At 70.8% G+C, this 16,112-nt stretch carries 19 protein-coding genes and 1 pseudogene; 10 read left to right on the forward strand and 10 right to left on the reverse strand.

The annotated features are described in order from the left end of the window. Window positions 1–4: 4 nt before the first annotated feature. Window positions 5–736 (reverse strand): PLL family lectin, encoded by a 732-nt coding sequence (locus KALB_RS22805; protein ID WP_148309579.1) that lies wholly within the window; start codon window positions 734–736, stop codon window positions 5–7. Window positions 737–974: 238 nt separating this feature from the next. On the opposite strand from KALB_RS22805, the gene KALB_RS22810 reads away from it, so the two are divergent. Then, window positions 975–1,586 carry a flavin reductase family protein gene (locus tag KALB_RS22810; protein WP_236650379.1) on the forward strand — a complete coding sequence of 204 codons (612 nt, stop codon included), beginning with the start codon at window positions 975–977 and terminating at the stop codon, window positions 1,584–1,586. Here KALB_RS22810 and KALB_RS22815 read toward each other — a convergent pair. Together KALB_RS22815 and KALB_RS22820 are read right to left on the reverse strand one after the other, a co-directional pair. Further along, a complete protein-coding gene (locus tag KALB_RS22815; protein WP_025358029.1) occupies window positions 1,569–2,312 on the reverse strand; it encodes a metallophosphoesterase family protein in 744 nt (247 codons plus the stop codon). The genes KALB_RS22810 and KALB_RS22815 overlap by 18 nt on opposite strands. Beyond that, entirely contained in the window at window positions 2,309–2,566 is a 258-nt protein-coding gene (locus KALB_RS22820; protein ID WP_318296030.1) for a BON domain-containing protein, read from the reverse strand. The genes KALB_RS22815 and KALB_RS22820 overlap by 4 nt, the downstream gene beginning before the upstream one ends. 244 nt (window positions 2,567–2,810) lie before the next feature. Between KALB_RS22820 and KALB_RS22825 the strand changes: the two genes are divergently transcribed. Further along, a complete protein-coding gene (locus tag KALB_RS22825; protein ID WP_025358031.1) occupies window positions 2,811–3,194 on the forward strand; it encodes an STAS domain-containing protein in 384 nt (127 codons plus the stop codon). A 156-nt stretch (window positions 3,195–3,350) separates the two neighbouring features. Here the strand turns inward: KALB_RS22825 and KALB_RS22830 are convergent, their stop codons facing one another. Beyond that, window positions 3,351–3,674 carry a hypothetical protein gene (locus KALB_RS22830; protein WP_025358032.1) on the reverse strand — a complete coding sequence of 108 codons (324 nt, stop codon included), beginning with the start codon at window positions 3,672–3,674 and terminating at the stop codon, window positions 3,351–3,353. A gap of 183 nt (window positions 3,675–3,857) precedes the next feature. On the opposite strand from KALB_RS22830, the gene KALB_RS22835 reads away from it, so the two are divergent. After that, complete coding sequence (locus tag KALB_RS22835) at window positions 3,858–4,046, forward strand: hypothetical protein (RefSeq protein WP_025358033.1); 189 nt, start codon at window positions 3,858–3,860, stop codon at window positions 4,044–4,046. On the opposite strand, the gene KALB_RS22840 is transcribed toward KALB_RS22835, so the two are convergent. Further along, window positions 4,032–4,943 (reverse strand): hypothetical protein, encoded by a 912-nt coding sequence (locus tag KALB_RS22840; RefSeq protein WP_025358034.1) that lies wholly within the window; start codon window positions 4,941–4,943, stop codon window positions 4,032–4,034. The genes KALB_RS22835 and KALB_RS22840 overlap by 15 nt on opposite strands. 341 nt (window positions 4,944–5,284) lie before the next feature. On the opposite strand from KALB_RS22840, the gene KALB_RS44115 reads away from it, so the two are divergent. Then, window positions 5,285–5,914, forward strand: a complete 630-nt coding sequence (locus KALB_RS44115) for an ATP-binding protein (RefSeq protein ID WP_148309580.1) — start codon at window positions 5,285–5,287, stop codon at window positions 5,912–5,914. 2 nt (window positions 5,915–5,916) lie between these two features. Here the strand turns inward: KALB_RS44115 and KALB_RS22850 are convergent, their stop codons facing one another. Both KALB_RS22850 and KALB_RS22855 read right to left on the reverse strand, forming a co-directional pair. Beyond that, window positions 5,917–6,903, reverse strand: coding sequence for a TIGR03557 family F420-dependent LLM class oxidoreductase (locus KALB_RS22850; RefSeq protein WP_025358036.1), 987 nt, complete (start codon window positions 6,901–6,903; stop codon window positions 5,917–5,919). A 79-nt stretch (window positions 6,904–6,982) separates the two neighbouring features. Then, window positions 6,983–8,572: a carboxylesterase/lipase family protein gene (locus tag KALB_RS22855; protein ID WP_236649991.1), complete on the reverse strand. Its 1,590-nt coding sequence runs from the start codon at window positions 8,570–8,572 to the stop codon at window positions 6,983–6,985. A 232-nt stretch (window positions 8,573–8,804) separates the two neighbouring features. On the opposite strand from KALB_RS22855, the gene KALB_RS22860 reads away from it, so the two are divergent. Next, window positions 8,805–9,716, forward strand: coding sequence for an alpha/beta fold hydrolase (locus KALB_RS22860; protein WP_025358038.1), 912 nt, complete (start codon window positions 8,805–8,807; stop codon window positions 9,714–9,716). Here KALB_RS22860 and KALB_RS22865 read toward each other — a convergent pair. Beyond that, window positions 9,688–10,743 (reverse strand): annotated as a pseudogene (locus tag KALB_RS22865) (transcription termination factor Rho, short form); the annotation flags it as partial. The gene KALB_RS22860 and the pseudogene KALB_RS22865 sit on opposite strands and share 29 nt — an antisense overlap. Before the next feature lie 542 nt (window positions 10,744–11,285). On the opposite strand from KALB_RS22865, the gene KALB_RS22870 reads away from it, so the two are divergent. From KALB_RS22870 to KALB_RS22885, 4 genes are all read left to right on the forward strand, one after another. Next, entirely contained in the window at window positions 11,286–12,341 is a 1,056-nt protein-coding gene (locus tag KALB_RS22870; RefSeq protein ID WP_025358040.1) for a chitinase, read from the forward strand. 82 nt (window positions 12,342–12,423) lie between these two features. Then, complete coding sequence (locus KALB_RS49305) at window positions 12,424–12,738, forward strand: phosphotransferase (RefSeq protein WP_420811782.1); 315 nt, start codon at window positions 12,424–12,426, stop codon at window positions 12,736–12,738. A gap of 44 nt (window positions 12,739–12,782) precedes the next feature. Then, a complete protein-coding gene (locus KALB_RS49310; protein ID WP_236650443.1) occupies window positions 12,783–13,076 on the forward strand; it encodes a Ku family protein in 294 nt (97 codons plus the stop codon). Continuing rightward, window positions 13,073–13,258 (forward strand): hypothetical protein, encoded by a 186-nt coding sequence (locus tag KALB_RS22885; RefSeq protein WP_035968990.1) that lies wholly within the window; start codon window positions 13,073–13,075, stop codon window positions 13,256–13,258. The genes KALB_RS49310 and KALB_RS22885 overlap by 4 nt, the downstream gene beginning before the upstream one ends. 7 nt (window positions 13,259–13,265) lie before the next feature. On the opposite strand, the gene KALB_RS22890 is transcribed toward KALB_RS22885, so the two are convergent. After that, entirely contained in the window at window positions 13,266–14,129 is an 864-nt protein-coding gene (locus tag KALB_RS22890) for an SGNH/GDSL hydrolase family protein (protein ID WP_035968988.1), read from the reverse strand. A gap of 139 nt (window positions 14,130–14,268) precedes the next feature. Then, a complete protein-coding gene (locus tag KALB_RS22895; protein ID WP_025358044.1) occupies window positions 14,269–15,414 on the reverse strand; it encodes a serine/threonine-protein kinase in 1,146 nt (381 codons plus the stop codon). A 273-nt stretch (window positions 15,415–15,687) separates the two neighbouring features. On the opposite strand from KALB_RS22895, the gene KALB_RS22900 reads away from it, so the two are divergent. Next, window positions 15,688–16,104, forward strand: coding sequence for a protealysin inhibitor emfourin (locus KALB_RS22900; protein WP_025358045.1), 417 nt, complete (start codon window positions 15,688–15,690; stop codon window positions 16,102–16,104). The last annotated feature ends 8 nt before the right edge of the window (window positions 16,105–16,112 follow it).

A 16,112-nucleotide genomic window follows, 5' to 3' on the forward strand; every position in this document is an offset into this window, starting at 1 on the left:
CCGCTCAGTCACACCCGATGCTGGCGCACGCCTGCCAGGCGCCCCAATCACCGTGCGGGGTGAGCTGGACGGCGTGCCAGTAGTCCTCGGGCGCGCTGCCCGAGGATCCCCACAGGATCGCCACGGCGTCCAGCCTGCCGTCGGGCAACTGCCGCACCTTGCCGGGTGCGGTCAGGACCCGGTTCGGCGGCAGGTTCTGGAACTGGTCGAGCGCACGCTTCGAGCCCCATTCGCCACCCGGCACTTCCTGAAGGATGTGCACGATCCTGTCATTCGAGTCCGAGCTGAACAGGTCCAGCCGCCCGTCGAATTCCCGGTAGACGAATGGGCCGCCGAAGTACGGGATCTTGCCGATGCCGAATTCCTCCGTCCTGCCCCAGTGCCCGTCGCGGTCCTGCCGGACGTGGAACAGCCCGCCCTGGAACACCGCGAAGACCTCCAGCGTGCCGTCCACGTCCTCGGCCGCCGTCAGCCCCCAGTCCTTGGGGCCCACGTAGTGGTCGGTGACCTGCTCCCAGTCCCCGGCCCCGCCGCGGTGCCAGATCGTGGCGTGGCTGGTCCCCGAATCGCGGACCTCGAACTCCTCGACCCCGCCGCCACATCTGGTCACCGACACGTGCGGCCCGGACACCGGTTGCCCCAGACATTCCAGCCCGGTGTCGGCGACCGCATTGGGCGCCGCGACAATTCCCGCCGCCAACAATGACGCAATTCCCACGACCAGCACACGCATCATGATCCGAACGTACCGCCTGGCAGCCAGGGCCAGATCAGTTGACTGTTGACCAATCGGGAGTTCCTCAGCGTGAACCCGGAATTGTCGAACTGGTCGCCTCACTGATCAATCGAGGGCCTCGAGCGCCAACGCGAGGTCCGGATCCCGCCAGCGACCGCCCACCCGGCGAGAAAGAGTGATCATCGCGGCGCACAGCACAGGAAAGGCGGTCGCGATGCATGTGGTACCCGGTTTGAAGGTGTTGTACTTCGGCACGCCGGTGGTGGTGATCAGTTCCCGCAACGAGGACGGCACGACGAACCTCGCGCCGATGTCCTCGGCCTGGTGGCTCGGCCAGCACTGCATGCTCGGCATGGGCAACAACAGTCAGACGGCGGCGAACCTGCTGCGGGAACGGGAGTGCGTGCTCAACCTGCCCTCCTCGGCACTGGTGGACGCGGTGGACCGGTTGGCGCTGACCACGGGCAACCCGGTGGTGGCCGGGTACCGGGTGGAGCAGGGCTATCGGTACGTGCCGGACAAGTTCGCCGTCTCGGGGCTGACCGGCCAGGAGTCCGAACTGGTCGCACCGCTGCGCGTCGCGCAGTGCCCGATCCAGTTGGAGTGCCGGATCGTCTCGGCCCGTCCCTTCGGCGGCGCGGACCTCGCCACGGCCTTCGAGGCGGAGGTGCTGCGGGCACACGTGGATCAGGACCTGGTCATCCCGGGGACCCGGTACGTGGACCCGGTCGGCTGGGACCCGCTGATCATGAAGTTCTGCGAGTTCTTCGGCGGCGGGCACACCCTGCGCCCGTCCCGGCTCGCCGAGGGCTGGCAGATGCCGCACGCGGTCTCAGTACAGGCTGGGTGACACGGGCTCGGCGGCGGGTTCCAGGCAGTAGACGGCGTAGGCCGCACGCAGCACCGGCTGGGCCACGTTGCGGACCCGCACCCCGCCCGGCGTGCTGCCCGACTCGGTGCCGAAGTGGGCGTGCCCGTGCAGGGCGAGATCGGTCCCGGCGGCGTCGATCGCCTCGGCGAGCAGGTACGAGCCGAGGAACGGGTAGAGCTCCGGCGGCTCGCCGTGCAGGGTGTCGGCGACCGGCGAGTAGTGGGTCAGCGCGACGCGCACCTCGGCGGACAGCCCCAGCAGGGCGGCCCGCAGCCGGTCGGCGATCTGTTCGGTGTGCTGGATGAACCGCTTCATCTCCCGCTCGCCGAACGCGCTGGCACACTTGCCCGCGAACCCGCCGCCGAAGCCCTTCACCCCGGCCACGCCGACCCGGTGGCCGTCCGCCACCAGCACGGTCCCGGTGCCCTCCAACACGGTGATGCCGTTGTCCTGCAACAAATCGGTGATGGGCCGTTCGGCGTCACCGTGGTAGTCGTGGTTGCCGAGCACGGCGATCACCGGTACGGGCAGGTCGCGGAACTCCCCGGCCACCACCCCGGCCTCCGCCACGGTGCCGTGCCGGGTGAGGTCCCCGGCCAGCAACAGCACGTCGGCCCGGTCCCCCAGTTCCTCCAGCGCCGGGCGCAGCAACCCGGCGTTGTCCTCGCCGAGGTGCACGTCACCCACGGCGGCGATCCTGATCACAGCAGTTCCTCCCGCCCCTCGGGCGCGCCCGAGGGAACGACCCTGATCTCGTTGCGCACCAACAGTTCCGGCGCCAGCTCGGCGACCACCTCGGTCAGGTCGTCCCGCCTTGCCTGGCAGGTCACGTCCCCGCGCAGGAACACCTGGTCCCCGCGCACGGTCACCCGCACCCCCAGTTCGACCGTCCTCGGGTCCTCGGCGATGGCCCGCTGCACCCTGGCCACCGCGTACTGCGGTGGCTCCCGTTCGCTCACGATGCTTTCTCCATGCCGGAACGGGTACCCAGCGCACGGCCGGTTACCACCCGTGTTGCCCGAACGGGCACCCAGTCGTACTGTGGAGGTGCAGCGGTTGAGCACACAGCCGTGCCGGTGAGGCGGTGTACGCCGCCGATCCGGGCCGCATTGCGAGGCGACCTGTTCACATGGGCCGTTTCCGCTGCACCTGGCGGTCTGGGTCATCCGGGCTCGAAACACGATGCCCACGGGAGACACGACAATGACCATGCCACAGTCCGAGATCGGCACCGAGGCCAGAGCCATCGCCGAGCAAATCGAGATCGTGCTCGACCAGCCCTCCACCATGCTGTCGGTGCTCACGGTCAGCGGCGAGGTGGACATGCTGACCGCTCCCCTGCTGCGCACCCGCGTGCTGGACCAGCTCGCCACGACCTCCGTCGTGGTGCTCGACCTGAGCACGGTGAGCTTCTTCGGCTCCGCGGGACTGGCCGTGCTGGTCGAGGCCCGCCGCGCCGCCACCGCGCACCGCAGCGACCTGCGCCTGGTTGCGGGCAACCGCATCGTCACCCGCCCGATGGCGATCTCCGGCATCGACCAGGCGTTCCGCGTGCACTCCGACCTGGACGAGGCGCTGACCGGGTGAGTTCCGCTCTCCCGTGACGAGAATCCGCTTGCCCGGCAAGGGACCGCTGCGGTGCGGCACACGAATCGTGCCGACCGTTCAGCCATTCAGGTGGGGACGGACCCACCTGTACACCACCAAACGACACATGCGCACGCACGGCGAGCGTCAGCAGGCCTAGTCGGTCAGCGAGGCCACGTGCCTGCGCAGCGCCGGGATGTCGTCGGACTCGGTCGAGGGGTTGGCGAAGGAGTCCCCGCAGGGCCACAGGGCACGCACGGTCTGGTGCAGGGTCATCACCTCGATGTGCCTGCCACAGGCCGTGCAGGGGGCCTGCCCCATCGGGATCACGGCCAGCACGGGGCCGAACGCCTCGGCGGAGACCACTCGTCCCGAGCCGGGGCAGAACCGCTCGCCGTCCTTGTGCGGCACCAGCCTGCCCGCGGCGACGTCCACCCGCCACTCGCAGCTCGGGCAGCGGAACCTGTCCATGCGCACCATCGGCACCTCCTCGTCGGTTCAACCGTAGGCGCGGGGGTACCCGCCTGGACACGGGTTCCACGGTGCGTCAAAAAGTCAACGAGCTCAAGGCGTGCGCGATGCGAGAGATCCTCCGGTGACGGCGGGCCGCGGCAATCCGTGCACAAGCAAGGAGTTCACCGCGAACCGAGGAGCTGATCGGACATGACGACAACCGAGCGCAAGGCGCTGGCCAGGCAGTCCGTGACGGAGTGCCCGCCGCACCAGCTGCGCCGGGCCGCCCGCTACGTGGCGGCCAGCGCGGACAGCCCACAGGAGTGCGCCCAACTGCTGGACATGCTCGGGCTCAGCGCCGAGGACGGTCGGCACCCCGAGGACCTACACGGGCGCTGAACGGCCTTGCGGCTGCACGAACATCAGCTTCCACGGCGTGGCGAGCAGGACGTAGGCCAGGACCCCGGCCACCGGCACGACCACCAGCAGGGGCGTGGACAGCGCGCCGAGCCACGCGAGCCAGTCCGGCCGGAGCGGCAGGTGCAGTGCCGACTGTTCGACCAGGTGGATCCGGTACACGGCGGCGCTGGCCACCGAGGCGGTGTACACAGCGCCGACGCCGACGACGATCTGCGCGCAGCGGGCGCGCAGCACGGCGTCCACCTCGGGCTCGCCGACCACTGTCCGCAGCATGGCCAGGACGACCGTGCCGTAGACCAGGAGCAGGCTCACCAGGACCTCGGTGATGATCACCCAGGGCAGCGCCTCGTCGCGGAGCTGCGCCTGGGTCAGGTCGAAGCCCGCGCCAGTGCGTACCAACGGGTCCAGCGAGGCGGCCGCGCGGTCCGCCCAGGGCTGCGCGGCCAGCACGGCGAGTGCGAGTGCGATGGCCACACCGGCCAGGACCAGGTGGGTGGCGATCACCCAGCGCGGCACCAGTCCGCGCAGCGTGCGCCGGGTCAGGCTCGCCACCCGCGTGGCGCCACGCCGCGGCAGCACCGCCGAGACCAGCTCGGCCAGCAGCAGTGCGACCAGGACCGAGCTCACGCTCACCAGCGGGCCCGCGAACATCCCGACGCTGAGCTGCACGCCGACCGGGCCGATCACCAGCACTGACACCACAATCAGCCAGTACCGCCTGCGCAGGTAGGGCAGCGCCTGTGCGCCCTGCTCCTCGGTGGGCTCGGCCACCCCCCAGTTCCAGAGCAGCTTCCTGCTGCGCCGCGGCGTGGGCGAGAAAAGCGAGCATGCCGCGACGAACACCGCCAGAACCCCTGCCAGCACGAGGTAGTGCACGATCGCTCCAGGTTTGTATCGAGTCGTTGATACAATGCTGGCACGGCTGTCAAGTGGCGCCGGCGTGTCCACGACGGTGCCGCCCGTGTTGCGGATGTCGGTGCGGTCGCTTCTCCCTCCCGTTCGGACCAGGGTCATCCGGCTACCCGGACATCCCACGGTTAGTCGCCACCCGTTACGGGTAGTCCCGAACTCACAGTGGAGAAATCACCAGGGGGTGAAGCCGTGCACCGGCTGTTCCGTGACCTCACCGCACGCACGTGGTGAGCGGTGCGCTGGCTGTGGAGGTGCGGACCCGGGGCAGAACGGCACTCGTCCGGCCGCACGGCACGCTGGACGCGGTGGGGAGCCAAACCCTGCGGGCCGCGCTGCTGAGGTGCGTGGCCGAGGAGCCGAACGGCGTGGTCATCCGCACCGACCGGCTGCACGTACCCTCCGGCGTGGCGCTGAGCATGTTCACCGCCATCGCCCAGGAGGCCGCCGACTGGCCGGGCGTGCCCGTCGTGCTCGTGGCCGACCAGCCGCTGGACTGCGGGCTGCGCTGCTTCGCGACGGTCACCGCGGCGGTGGGCAGCCTGCCCGCCAGGGCGCACGGCGGGGTGGCGACCCTGCACCTGACCCACTCCGTGTCCGCCCCGCGTGCGGCCCGCCGCTTCGTGGCCGAGACCTGCCGCAGGTGGGGCCTCGAACACATGATCGCGGACGTGGAACTGGTGGTGTCCGAGCTGGCGGAGAACGCGGTGCGGCACGCGGAGTCACGGGCCCGGCTGCGCATGGCGCTGCGCGCGGACGGGCTGGCGGTGGCCGTGCGCGACGACAGCCCGGCCATGCCCGCCTACCGGGAGCCCGACGTGGGTGCTCCCGGCGGCCGCGGGCTGGTGATGGTGGCCGGGCTGTCGAAGGTGTGGGGGTGCCTGCCGACCTGGGTCGGCGGCAAGGTGGTCTGGGCGGTGCTGCGGCTGGCCGCCTGAGCTCAGGCCGCGGCGGCGCGCAGTGCGGGCAGCAGCTCGTCCTCGGCGAAGCCCAGGAACCCGTCCTGGTGCTCGCCACCGATCTGGACCAGGGCGACATCGGTGAACCCGGCCTGCCAGTAGGCCGAGACCGCCTGGACGATCTTCTCGGTGTCCGGGCCGCACGGGATCGACCCGGCGAGGTCCTCGGGCCGCACGAACCGCGTCGCCCCGGCGAACCCGGCGGGGCCGGGCAGCTCGGCGTTGACCTTCCAGCCGCCGCCGAACCAGCGGAACTGCTCGTGCGCCCGACGCACGGCGGCCTGTTCGTCGGGGTCGAAACAGATCGGGAGCTGGCCGATCGCCCGGTTGGCGTCCGGGGCGGCGATGGTGCGCCAGCGGCCGCACAGCCCGGCGTCGGGCTCCACCGCGATCAGCGCGTCGGCCCGCGCGGCGAACAGGTCCACCGACTGCTCCCCCGAGACCGCCACCGCCAGCGGCACACGCTGCCCTGGCAGGTCCCAGAGCTTGGCCGAGTCCACCCGGTAGTGCTTGCCCACGAAGTTGAGGTACCCGCCGTCGAACAGCCCGGAAATGATGTCCAGGGCCTCACCGAGCATCTCGTGGCGCACGTTGACCGGCGGCCAGCCGCTGCCGACCACGTGCTCGTTGAGGTTCTCCCCCGCGCCCAGTCCCAGGGTGAACCGCCCCTGGCTGAGCAGCTGCACGGTCGCCGCCTTCTGCGCGACCACGGCCGGGTGGTACCGGATGAGCGGGCAGGTGACGTAGGTCATCAGCTCCACCCGCTCGGTGGCCTGGGCGACCGCCCCCAGCACGCTCCACGCGTAGGGGGCGTGCCCCTGCTCGGTCAGCCAGGGCGAGTAGTGGTCGCTCATCACCGCGAAGTCGAAGCCCGCCCGCTCGGCGGAGACCGCGTGCCGCACCAGGGCGCGCGGTCCCGCCTGCTCGGTCAGCAGCGTGTAGCCGAACCTGACCCGAGGGCAGCTCATCACTTGTCCGCGACGCTCTTGACCGAGTCCCTGACCTTGTCCTCGGCGGACATGACCGCTCCCTTCACTGGGGTACCGATCACTTACCCGAGCCGGTCCCCGGTGAAACACCCGCCCACAGCGCGCAGTGGTGCTCGGCGGCGATGTCCTCGGCGTGGACGCCGCCCGCACCCTCGGGCGCCAGCCGCAGCCCGGTGGTGCCCGGCCAGTCGGTCAGGCCCGGCCCGTTGGGGTCGCCACCGCGGGCGAAGTTCGTCCAGTAGGCGATCATGTCCTGGGACAGCCGCTGCTGGCCGGGGTCCAGCGGCAGTGCCTTGCCGCCCAACTCGAACAGGTAGGGCAGTTCCATCGCGTGTGCGGCGCCCAGCGGGTACGAGGTCGGCTGGAACTTCGTCAACGGCGAGTGTGGGTCGGCGAAGTCGTAGGCGTGCACCGGTGCGTGGCCTGCGATGTCCCGTTCGGCGGCCAGCTGCGTACAGGCCCAGATCCGGTCGGTGGTCACCGCGCCCCAGGCCAGCGCGGGCGAGTCGTAGCCGGAAACCGGGTAGGCGTCGAGGATCCGCCGGGCCGCCGCCTGGTCGCCGTGCACCACGCCGGTGACGAGTTGCTCGTACCGCGCCGCGTCGATGGTGCCCTTGTCGAACGCCGCGAGCCAGGCCCGGTTCTCGTCGTGGTTGGTGCCCGACAACACCGGCACGTGGTGGAACTGCCCGTCGCGCAGGGCCTGGGCCGGGTCGCGGGGCAGCACGGGGTTGCCGTGGGCGGGCCGGATGAAGTTGGTCGTCAGCGGGGCGAGCACCTCCGGGGCCAGTCCGCGCAGGCAGGGCAGCACCTCGGCGGGCGCCCTGTCCGGGCACAGTTGTGCCGCCGTCGCGGTGCCGGTCCGCTGCACCTCCTGCTCGGTGGACCAGATCGAGGCCGCCCGCTGCCCCGGGTACTGGCCGTTGTCGGGCCAGTTGAACTCGCAGGACCCGCTCTGCATGATCGCCTTGTGGAACAGCCCGGCAGCACCGGGTGAGGTCAGCTGCGCGCACACGCTCATGGCGCCCGCCGACTGCCCCGCGACGGTGACGTTGCGCGGGTCCCCGCCGAAGGCCGCCGCGTTGCGCTGCACCCACCGCAGCGCCGCCTGCTGGTCCAGCAGGCCGAACGAGCCGGAACCGGGCAGGCCCGGTAGCCCGAAGAAGCCGAAGATGCCCAGCCGGTAGTTGACGGTCACCACCACGGCGTCGCCGCGACCGGCCAGCCCCGTAGCCCCATAGCTGCCGCCCGCGCCCATGTAGAAGCCGCCGCCCGGGATCCACACGAGCACCGGCCTGGGCCTGCCGGTGTCGGTGGTGGGGGTCGTCACGGTGAGGTAGAGGCAGTCCTCGGCTGTGCTGCCTTTCGGCGCCTCGGGATTGGCCGGTTGCGCGCAGGCGCTGGCCGCCGTCGTGGCATCGCGCGGCTGGGTCCACGGCCGCACGGGTTGCGGCGCGCGCCAGCGCAGCTCGCCCACCGGCGGGGCGGCGTAGGGAATGGCCTGGAACTGCCGGTACTGGGCGGTGACCAGTCCGTGCACCGGGCCGCTGTCGGTCCACACGGTCGAGGGATCCCGCTGCGGGGCGGCCTGCGCCGAGGAGGCCGCCAGCAGCACTGCCAGCCCTGTTGTCAGCATGTGTTTCAGCACCAGGTCAGCGTGTCCGGCCAGCGGGTCCGCCGGGATCACCTGACCTGTCAGACGGCGGTCAACCGATCGGTTGATGGGGCCCTTTGCCGGGCTCGACGGCAGTTGATCGCGATAGCGGGCGCCGGACCAGTTCTTCGCCCCCTCCCACTTTCACCATGACCCGCCCGGCAAGCCGAAAACATCGCACCACGGGTCGATTTTCCGCCGCCGTTGCCTGACTATCGTTGCGACCATGCCAGAACTGAAAGCGCTGAATGTCGGCCCGTCCGGAATCGAGATCGCCTACGAACGTTTCGGCGACCCCGGCGCCCCGCCGGTCCTGCTGATCATGGGGGGCGGCGCACAGATGACCAACTGGCCGGAGGGGTTCTGCCAGGAACTGGTGGACCGGGGCATGCAGGTGATCCGGTTCGACAACCGCGACGCAGGCCGGTCGACGCATTTCTCCGACGCGCCCGTACCGGATTTCACGGCGGCTTTTGCCGGTGACCTCTCGACTGCCTCCTACACACTGTCGGACATGGCGGCCGACTCCGTCGGTCTGCTCGAGATGCTCGGAATCGACAGTGCGCATCTCGTCGGTGCCTCTTTGGGCGCAATGATCGCCCAAATGGTCGCGATCGAACACCCGGACCGGGTCCGTTCACTGACCTCCATGATGTCCAGCACCGGTGAGCCAGGTGTGGGTCAGGGTGACACCTCGGTGTTCGCCAAACTGGGCAGGCCGCCGCAGGACCGGGAGTCCTTCGTCGAGTGGCACGTGCGAGCCATGCGCATCGGCGCGTCACCGGGGTTCGAGTTCGACGTTGCCGCCGCGACCGAGCGAGCCGGGCGGATCCACGACCGGGGTTACGACGTCCTCGGCTTCCAGCGCCAGGGCATCGCGGTACTGGCGACGGGCGACCGCACGGAACGACTGAGGTCGCTGCGGGTGCCCACGCTGGTGGTGCACGGCGCCGCCGACACCTTGTGCGACATCAGCGGCGGGCGGGCCACGGCGGCAGCCATCCCCGGCGCCGAACTGGTGGTCCTGGAAGGCATGGGGCACAGCCTCCCGCGGGAGCTGTGGCCCGTGTTCGCCACGCACATCGCCGGTCTGGTCGACCGCGCCGACACTAGCGGGGCGCGGTCAGCAGCTGGGTGAGGAACTCGGCATTGGTGCTGGTCTTGCGCAGGCCCTCCAACAGCACCTCGATGCCGTACTGACCCTCGCGGCCGTCCAGCGCACGGCGCAGGGCGCGGGTGGCCGCGAGCTCCGCGGGGGACACCAGCAGTTCTTCCTTGCGGGTACTGGACTGCGCCAGGTCCACCGCGGGGAACACCCGCTTGCCCGCGATCTTGCGGTCCAGGCGCAGTTCGGCGTTGCCGGTGCCCTTGTACTCCTCGAAGATCAGTGTGTCGCCCGCGGACCCGGTCTCCACCAGCGCGGTGGCGAAGATCGTCAGTGAGCCGCCGTTCTCGATGTTGCGGGCGGCGCCGAGGAACCGCTTGGGCGGCACCAGGGCCGTGCTGTCCACACCACCGGACAGGATCCGGCCCGAAGCGGGGGCGGCCAGGTTGTAGGCGCGGCCCAGCCTGGTCAGCGAGTCGAGCAGCACGACCACGTCGCGGCCCATCTCGACCAGCCGTTTGGCGCGCTCGATGGCCAGTTCGGCCAGTGCCGTGTGCTCGGCGGGCGGCCGGTCGAAGGTCGAGGCGATCACCTCGGCGGGCACGGCGCGGGCCAGGTCGGTGACCTCCTCGGGCCGCTCCCCCACCAGCACGAGCATGAGGTGGCACTCCGGGTGGTTCTTGGCGATGCCGTGCGCGATGTCTTGCAGCACAGTGGTCTTGCCCGCCTTGGGCGGCGCGACGATCAGCGCCCGCTGCCCCTTGCCCACCGGCATGAGCAGGTCGACCACGCGGGCGGTCAGCGCGTGCGGCTCGGTCTCCAGCCGCAGCCGCTCGTTCGGGTAGAGCGGCACCAGGTCGGTGAAGGCGGGCCGGTTCCTGGCGTGGCGCGGGTGCTGGCCGTTCACGGTCTCGACCTGGGTCAGCGGCGGCAGTTTGTCGCCGCGGGCCGCGGTGCCGACCGTGCCGGTGACGGTGTCGCCACGGCGCAGGCCGTACTCGCGGACCAGGGCGGCGGGCACCTGGAGGTCGCGCGGTCCGGGCAGGTAGCCGTCCACGCGCAGGACGGTGCGGTCCCTGTGGATGTCGATCATGCCAGTGATGGCGGGATTGTCGTTGCTGGACATGGGAAGTACTCCTGACTGGGAAGGTTCGGCCGGGCGTGGACACGCACCGGCACGGGCCGTCAGGACCTCAGCGCGAAGCGAGGTCAGCTGGCGGAGCAGAGGGATCTGAAAAGTCCTGGCGGGCGGCTTGACGCCGACATCCGCGAGAACGAGACGCCACTGATGATACGCACGCTCCGCGCAGATGTGCAACAGGGATGTGGTGACGCCCGACAACGCCCCACGAACCCAATGGTCGAGCCTTGCTCATATTCCGGCGTTTTCGCTCACACAAAAGGGGAATCGCCGTTCCACGGTCGCGCAGACCCGTGCTCGTGCTCGGCGAGCTCGATCAGGGCCGAAGCGGTGCCGCACAGTGGCACGCTCCCCCAGTCCAGCAGGCGGTCGCCACGGACCTCCAATCTGGTCTAGACCAGCTGCGTCCCACCGGCTATCGTGACCGAGGGCCGCCCCCACCCGATGTTGGGAGTTGCCTCGTGTTCGGACGGATCTCACGTGTGCTCGGCGCCGTGCTGGCCGCCGCACTGGCCGTGCCACTGGCCGGTCTGGTCCCCGCAGGCGCGGCACCGCGCGCCGACACCTGCGCGGTCAAGTCGCGACCGGCGGGCAAGGTGCTCCAGGGCTACTGGGAGAACTGGGACGGCGCCTCGAACGGGGTGCACCCGCCGCTGGGCTGGGTCCCGATCACCGACAGCCGGATCGCGGCGCACGGCTACAACGTCATCAACGCGGCCTTCCCGGTGATCCAGTCGGACGGCACCGTGCTGTGGGAGGACGGCATGGACTCCACGGTCAAGGTGGCGACCCCGGCGGAGATGTGCCAGGCCAAGGCCGCTGGCGCGACGATCCTGATGTCCATCGGCGGAGCGGCGGCGGGCATCGACCTGAACTCCAGCGCGGTGGCCGACCGGTTCGTGGCCACGATCGTGCCGATCCTCAGGAAGTACAACTTCGACGGGATCGACATCGACATCGAGACCGGGCTGGTCGGCGGGGGCAGCATCGGCACCCTGTCGGCCTCCCAGGAGAACCTGGAGCGCATCATCGACGGGGTGCTCGGGCAGATGCCGGCCAACTTCGGGCTGACCATGGCCCCGGAGACCGCCTACGTCACCGGGGGCAGCGTCACCTACGGCTCGATCTGGGGCGCCTACCTGCCGATCGTGAAGAAGTACGCCGACAACGGGCGCCTGTGGTGGCTGAACATGCAGTACTACAACGGAAGCATGTACGGCTGTTCCGGCGACTCCTACCAGGCGGGCACCGTGCAGGGCTTCACCGTGCAGACCGACTGCCTGAACAAGGGGCTCGTCGTGCAGGGCACCACGATCCGCGTGCCCTACGACAAGCAGGTGCCCGGTCTGCCCGCGCAGCCGGGGGCAGGCGGCGGCTACATGTCCACCGGGCAGGTGTCCCAGGCGTGGAACACCTACGGCAACGGGCTGAAGGGCCTGATGACCTGGTCGCTCAACTGGGACGGCTCGCGGAACTGGACCTTCGGCAACACCGTGAAGTCGCTGCAGGGCAGGTGATCGGCGCGGAAAACGCGTGGACAGCCTCGCCGGGGAACGGTGTGGCAGGCCCCGCACACCGGCCCCGGCGAGGAGGCGAGCGTTGGCAGAGGTGCGGCTGCGGCACGGGCAGCGGCAGGTGCGGCGCGAGCACCGGGCGGCCACCTCCGTGTACGAGCAGGCGCTGGCGGCGCCGGCCTGGGACGAGCCCCCGATGTGGGTGCACGGTGATCCCGCGCCGGGCAACCTGCTGTGCTCCGACGGCCGGTTGAGCGCGGTCATTGACTTCGGCACGCTGGCCGTGGGCGATCCCGCCGTGGACCTGGCTCTCCCCCGAGGCACGGCAGACCTTCCGCACCGCCATGCCCGTGGACGACGCGACCTGGGCCCGTGGCAGGGCGTGGGCACTGACCGCTGAGCGCATCGGGGTTGAGCTGGGCCTCCTCCGGGTACCCGCAGGCCGTGGCACGGATGGTCTGGACCAGCAGGCAGCTGGCCACGGCAACCCGGCCGATCGAGTCGACGAGCGGGCTTCGGCGGCCGGAGTCCTGCCGCGACACCTTCACCCGCAAGGTGAACAAGCTGGTCGAGGGCGAGCGGAGGGTCCGTGCGGTGGTGCAAGCTGAACCCGCACCGGAGGCGAGCAAGGCGGACCTGCCCGCGATGACCCGTCAACCGGACACCCCGGGCAGGTCGAGGACGAGCCGGGCCGAGTCGGCCAGGGCCGTGGTACGAGGAGCGAAGAAGGCATCATGACGGCAGCCATCGCGTGTGCCGAGTGCACCCAGCACCGCAGCCACTGTCACGGCACGCTGATCGTGCACGGGGACGGCTCGCGGGAGTGCGTGGAGCCCTCCTGCCGCGACGTGCACCGACACCGGCACGACCTGGTGATCGACTGCCGGGCGGTGCACGGCGGCTGCCGCTGCTCCAGGTGATACCGGCTCAGCTCTCGTGGCGGACCACGAGTTCGGCCACGGCGGCCATGCCCGTGGGCGTCGGGTGGTAGCCCGCGCGTCCGTTCGGCGGGGCGTACTTCTCGATCCACGGGCTGGCCGAACAGGCGTCGTGCGTGGCGCTGGCCGAGGCGGCGTCGATCACTGAGGCCCCGCTCGCCGAGGCGGCCTGCGCGGTGGCGTCCCGCAGGCGGCTGGCCACGCCGCGTTCGAAGTCGACCTGGGCCTGGGTCAACGGCACGCCGGTGCAGGCCGGGCCGGTACGCGGCAGCACGGTCAGGTAGTTGACCAGCAGCACCTTGGCCTGCGGCGCCCTCCTCCGCACCGCGCTGACCACGTTGCCGATCTTGGTGTGCACCGACTTGAGCGCCGTGTCCATGGCCGCCTGGTCCACGCCGGCACACCCCGAGCCGCCGCTGGTCTGGCAGGAGTAGGCGTACAGGCTGCCCACGTAGTTGACGTCGTTGCCGCCGATGGTGACCGTGACCAGCTTCGTGTCCGCCGTGACGGCCTCGATCTGCGGGCCCTGGCCGGACTGCGCGGTGGTGAGGATGTTCGCCGTGGTGGCGCCGCTACAGGTGACGTCGGTCAGCGCCAGCTTGAGCTTGGCGGCGACCTGGCTCGCGTAGTTGTTGGCCGACCGCGCACAGGCGGGCGGGCTGCCGGGCTTGGTCGGGGGGATGCCCGGCCCTGCTGCGTACGAGCTGCCCAGCGCCACGTACTTGGCGCCGGACGGCACGGCCGCCGTGGCTGCCTGGGCCTGCCAGGAAGCGGCGAGTGTGGCAGCTGCGACAGCACCGGACAGGACGGCGGCACGCCAGACGAACCGCACCCTGCTCGTGTTCCCAGTCATGGTCAGGAGGCTAGGACCTCACGGGCCTGGGAAACAGCCGCCGACGGATGACGATTCAGAAGGCCGCCGAACGGTGCCCGTACGACCCGTCCACTGTGGACGTGCGGCTCCAGTGCGGCGCGGCGAACCCGGGCAGCGGTCAGCCGTCGTTGTTCTTCTTGTCCCCCTTGTCCTTCTTGGGCTTGCCGTGCTTGGTGCTGGCGGCTGGTTCCTCAGCCGTGCCGCCCTGCGGGGCGGGGGCCGAGGAGGGCACCGCTGTCGTGGCAGCAACGGTGGCCGGGGCGGAGGTCACGGCGCTGGTGGGGCTGGCGCCCACGCTGGTCGTCGTAGTCGGCGGCGAGGCCGGATCGGCCGTGGCGGGGGCGGAGGACTCGCCGCTGGGTTGTAACAGCGCGAAGAGCCCAGCGACGGCGGCCAGGGACAGACCGCTCGCGGCGGCGGCCCAGCGGATCCGGGCCGTACGGGGGCCGGTGGCGGTGCCGGGGTCGTTGGCGGCCCGCTCCAGCAGCGCGGCGCAGGCGGCGGCCTTGGGCCGCGCGGCACGGCGCAGCCGGGTCATCGCGGCGAGCACGTCGGCCAGCGCGACGGGCACGGAGGCGGGGATCTCCGGGGGCCTGCTCAGCCGGGCCAGCGCCGCCTCGACCGGGGTGCCGTCGTACTCCTGACGGCCGGTCAGGCACTGCAACAGCACCAGTCCCAGCGAGTAGACGTCGGCCTCGGCACCGACGCGTTCGCCGCGCACCTGCTCCGGCGCGAGGTAGGCGGCGGTGCCGACGACCTCGCCGGATCGGGTGAAGCCGGTGCTGTCGATCAGCCGGGCCAGCCCGAAGTCGGCCAGGTGCGGGTGGTTGTCCTCGTCCAGCAGGATGTTGGACGGCTTGATGTCGCGGTGCACCACCCCGCGGCCGTGCACGTACGCCAGGGTGGCCGCCAGGTTGGCGCCCAACTGCGCGACGGCGGTCGGCGGCAGCGGTCCCGCGCCGAGCAGTTGCAGCAGGGTCGGGCCGTGCACCAGTTGCAGCACCAGGTGGACGGTGTCGCGCTCCTGGAACGCGTCGTACACCGCGACCAGCCCGTGGTGGGTCAGCCCGGCGAGCACCTGCGCCTCGGTCTCGAACCTGCGCCGGTCCACCGGGTCCCCGCCCGGCCGGAACCGCTTGACCGCCACCCAGCGGCCCAGCCGCAGGTCGTAGGCCCGGTACACCTGGGCCATCGCACCCCGCCCGAGCACCCCGCCCAGCCGGTACCGCCCACCCAGCACCACCTGGTCGGGTGAACCTGTCATGCCGCGCGCACCTCCTGGCTCCCGAGTCTTCACCGAGACGACATACCGGGCTACCCCCGAAGTGGATCAGTCACACCTGCCCCCGCGATGTCATGAAGGTGCCGTTCACTGCACCCAACGCAGTGAACGGCACCTTCATGACACACCTGCACCGGTGATTGGGCGCACCCGCCATTGGGCTACCCGGTTGTACCGACTTGTCCGGTACCCGGCAGGATCAGTGCTGAGCGGAGATACCGCTTCCCTGCCCGGTTCCTCTGGGAGGACCACCCCGTGAAGACCACCCACCACAAACTGGTGCTGGTACTCGCGTTGCTGCTCGGATTCCTCGGTACCACCTGCTCCGCGAGCGCCAAGCAGGCGCCGGTGGCCGACACGACCGCCGCGAAACCGGCGGTGAGCAAGGTCAGCGTGCACACCACCGGCGGCTTCGCCGGGATCGACGAACGGCGCACCGCCACCGCCGCCACCCCGGGCCACCGCGAGCTGTTCGACCTCGTGCAGCGGGCCGACTTCGAGGGTCTGGCCGACTCGTACGTGCCCAAGGACCAGTGCTGCGACCACTTCCGGCACACGGTGGACGTCGTGTACACCGACGGCACGCACAAGACCGTGGAGACCCTGGACTCGTCCGCGGCCCCGCAGGTGTTGTTCCAGGTCATCGAGCTGACGCGCAAGATCGGCAGCTGATTCCCGTC

Origin of the sequence: Kutzneria viridogrisea DSM 43870 (assembly GCF_000525635.1) — a bacterium.
GTDB classification, from domain to species: domain Bacteria; phylum Actinomycetota; class Actinomycetes; order Mycobacteriales; family Pseudonocardiaceae; genus Kutzneria; species Kutzneria viridogrisea.

Coding starts and splice junctions, on each gene's coding strand:
- KALB_RS22805 (WP_148309579.1), bottom strand. CDS start 736: ATGATGCGTGTGCTGGTCGTGGGAATTGCGTCATTGTTGGCGGCGGGA.
- KALB_RS22825 (WP_025358031.1), top strand. CDS start 2,811: ATGACCATGCCACAGTCCGAGATCGGCACCGAGGCCAGAGCCATCGCC.
- KALB_RS22830 (WP_025358032.1), bottom strand. CDS start 3,674: ATGGTGCGCATGGACAGGTTCCGCTGCCCGAGCTGCGAGTGGCGGGTG.
- KALB_RS22835 (WP_025358033.1), top strand. CDS start 3,858: ATGACGACAACCGAGCGCAAGGCGCTGGCCAGGCAGTCCGTGACGGAG.
- KALB_RS22850 (WP_025358036.1), bottom strand. CDS start 6,903: ATGAGCTGCCCTCGGGTCAGGTTCGGCTACACGCTGCTGACCGAGCAG.
- KALB_RS22860 (WP_025358038.1), top strand. CDS start 8,805: ATGCCAGAACTGAAAGCGCTGAATGTCGGCCCGTCCGGAATCGAGATC.
- KALB_RS22885 (WP_035968990.1), top strand. CDS start 13,073: ATGACGGCAGCCATCGCGTGTGCCGAGTGCACCCAGCACCGCAGCCAC.
- KALB_RS22890 (WP_035968988.1), bottom strand. CDS start 14,129: ATGACTGGGAACACGAGCAGGGTGCGGTTCGTCTGGCGTGCCGCCGTC.
- KALB_RS22895 (WP_025358044.1), bottom strand. CDS start 15,414: ATGACAGGTTCACCCGACCAGGTGGTGCTGGGTGGGCGGTACCGGCTG.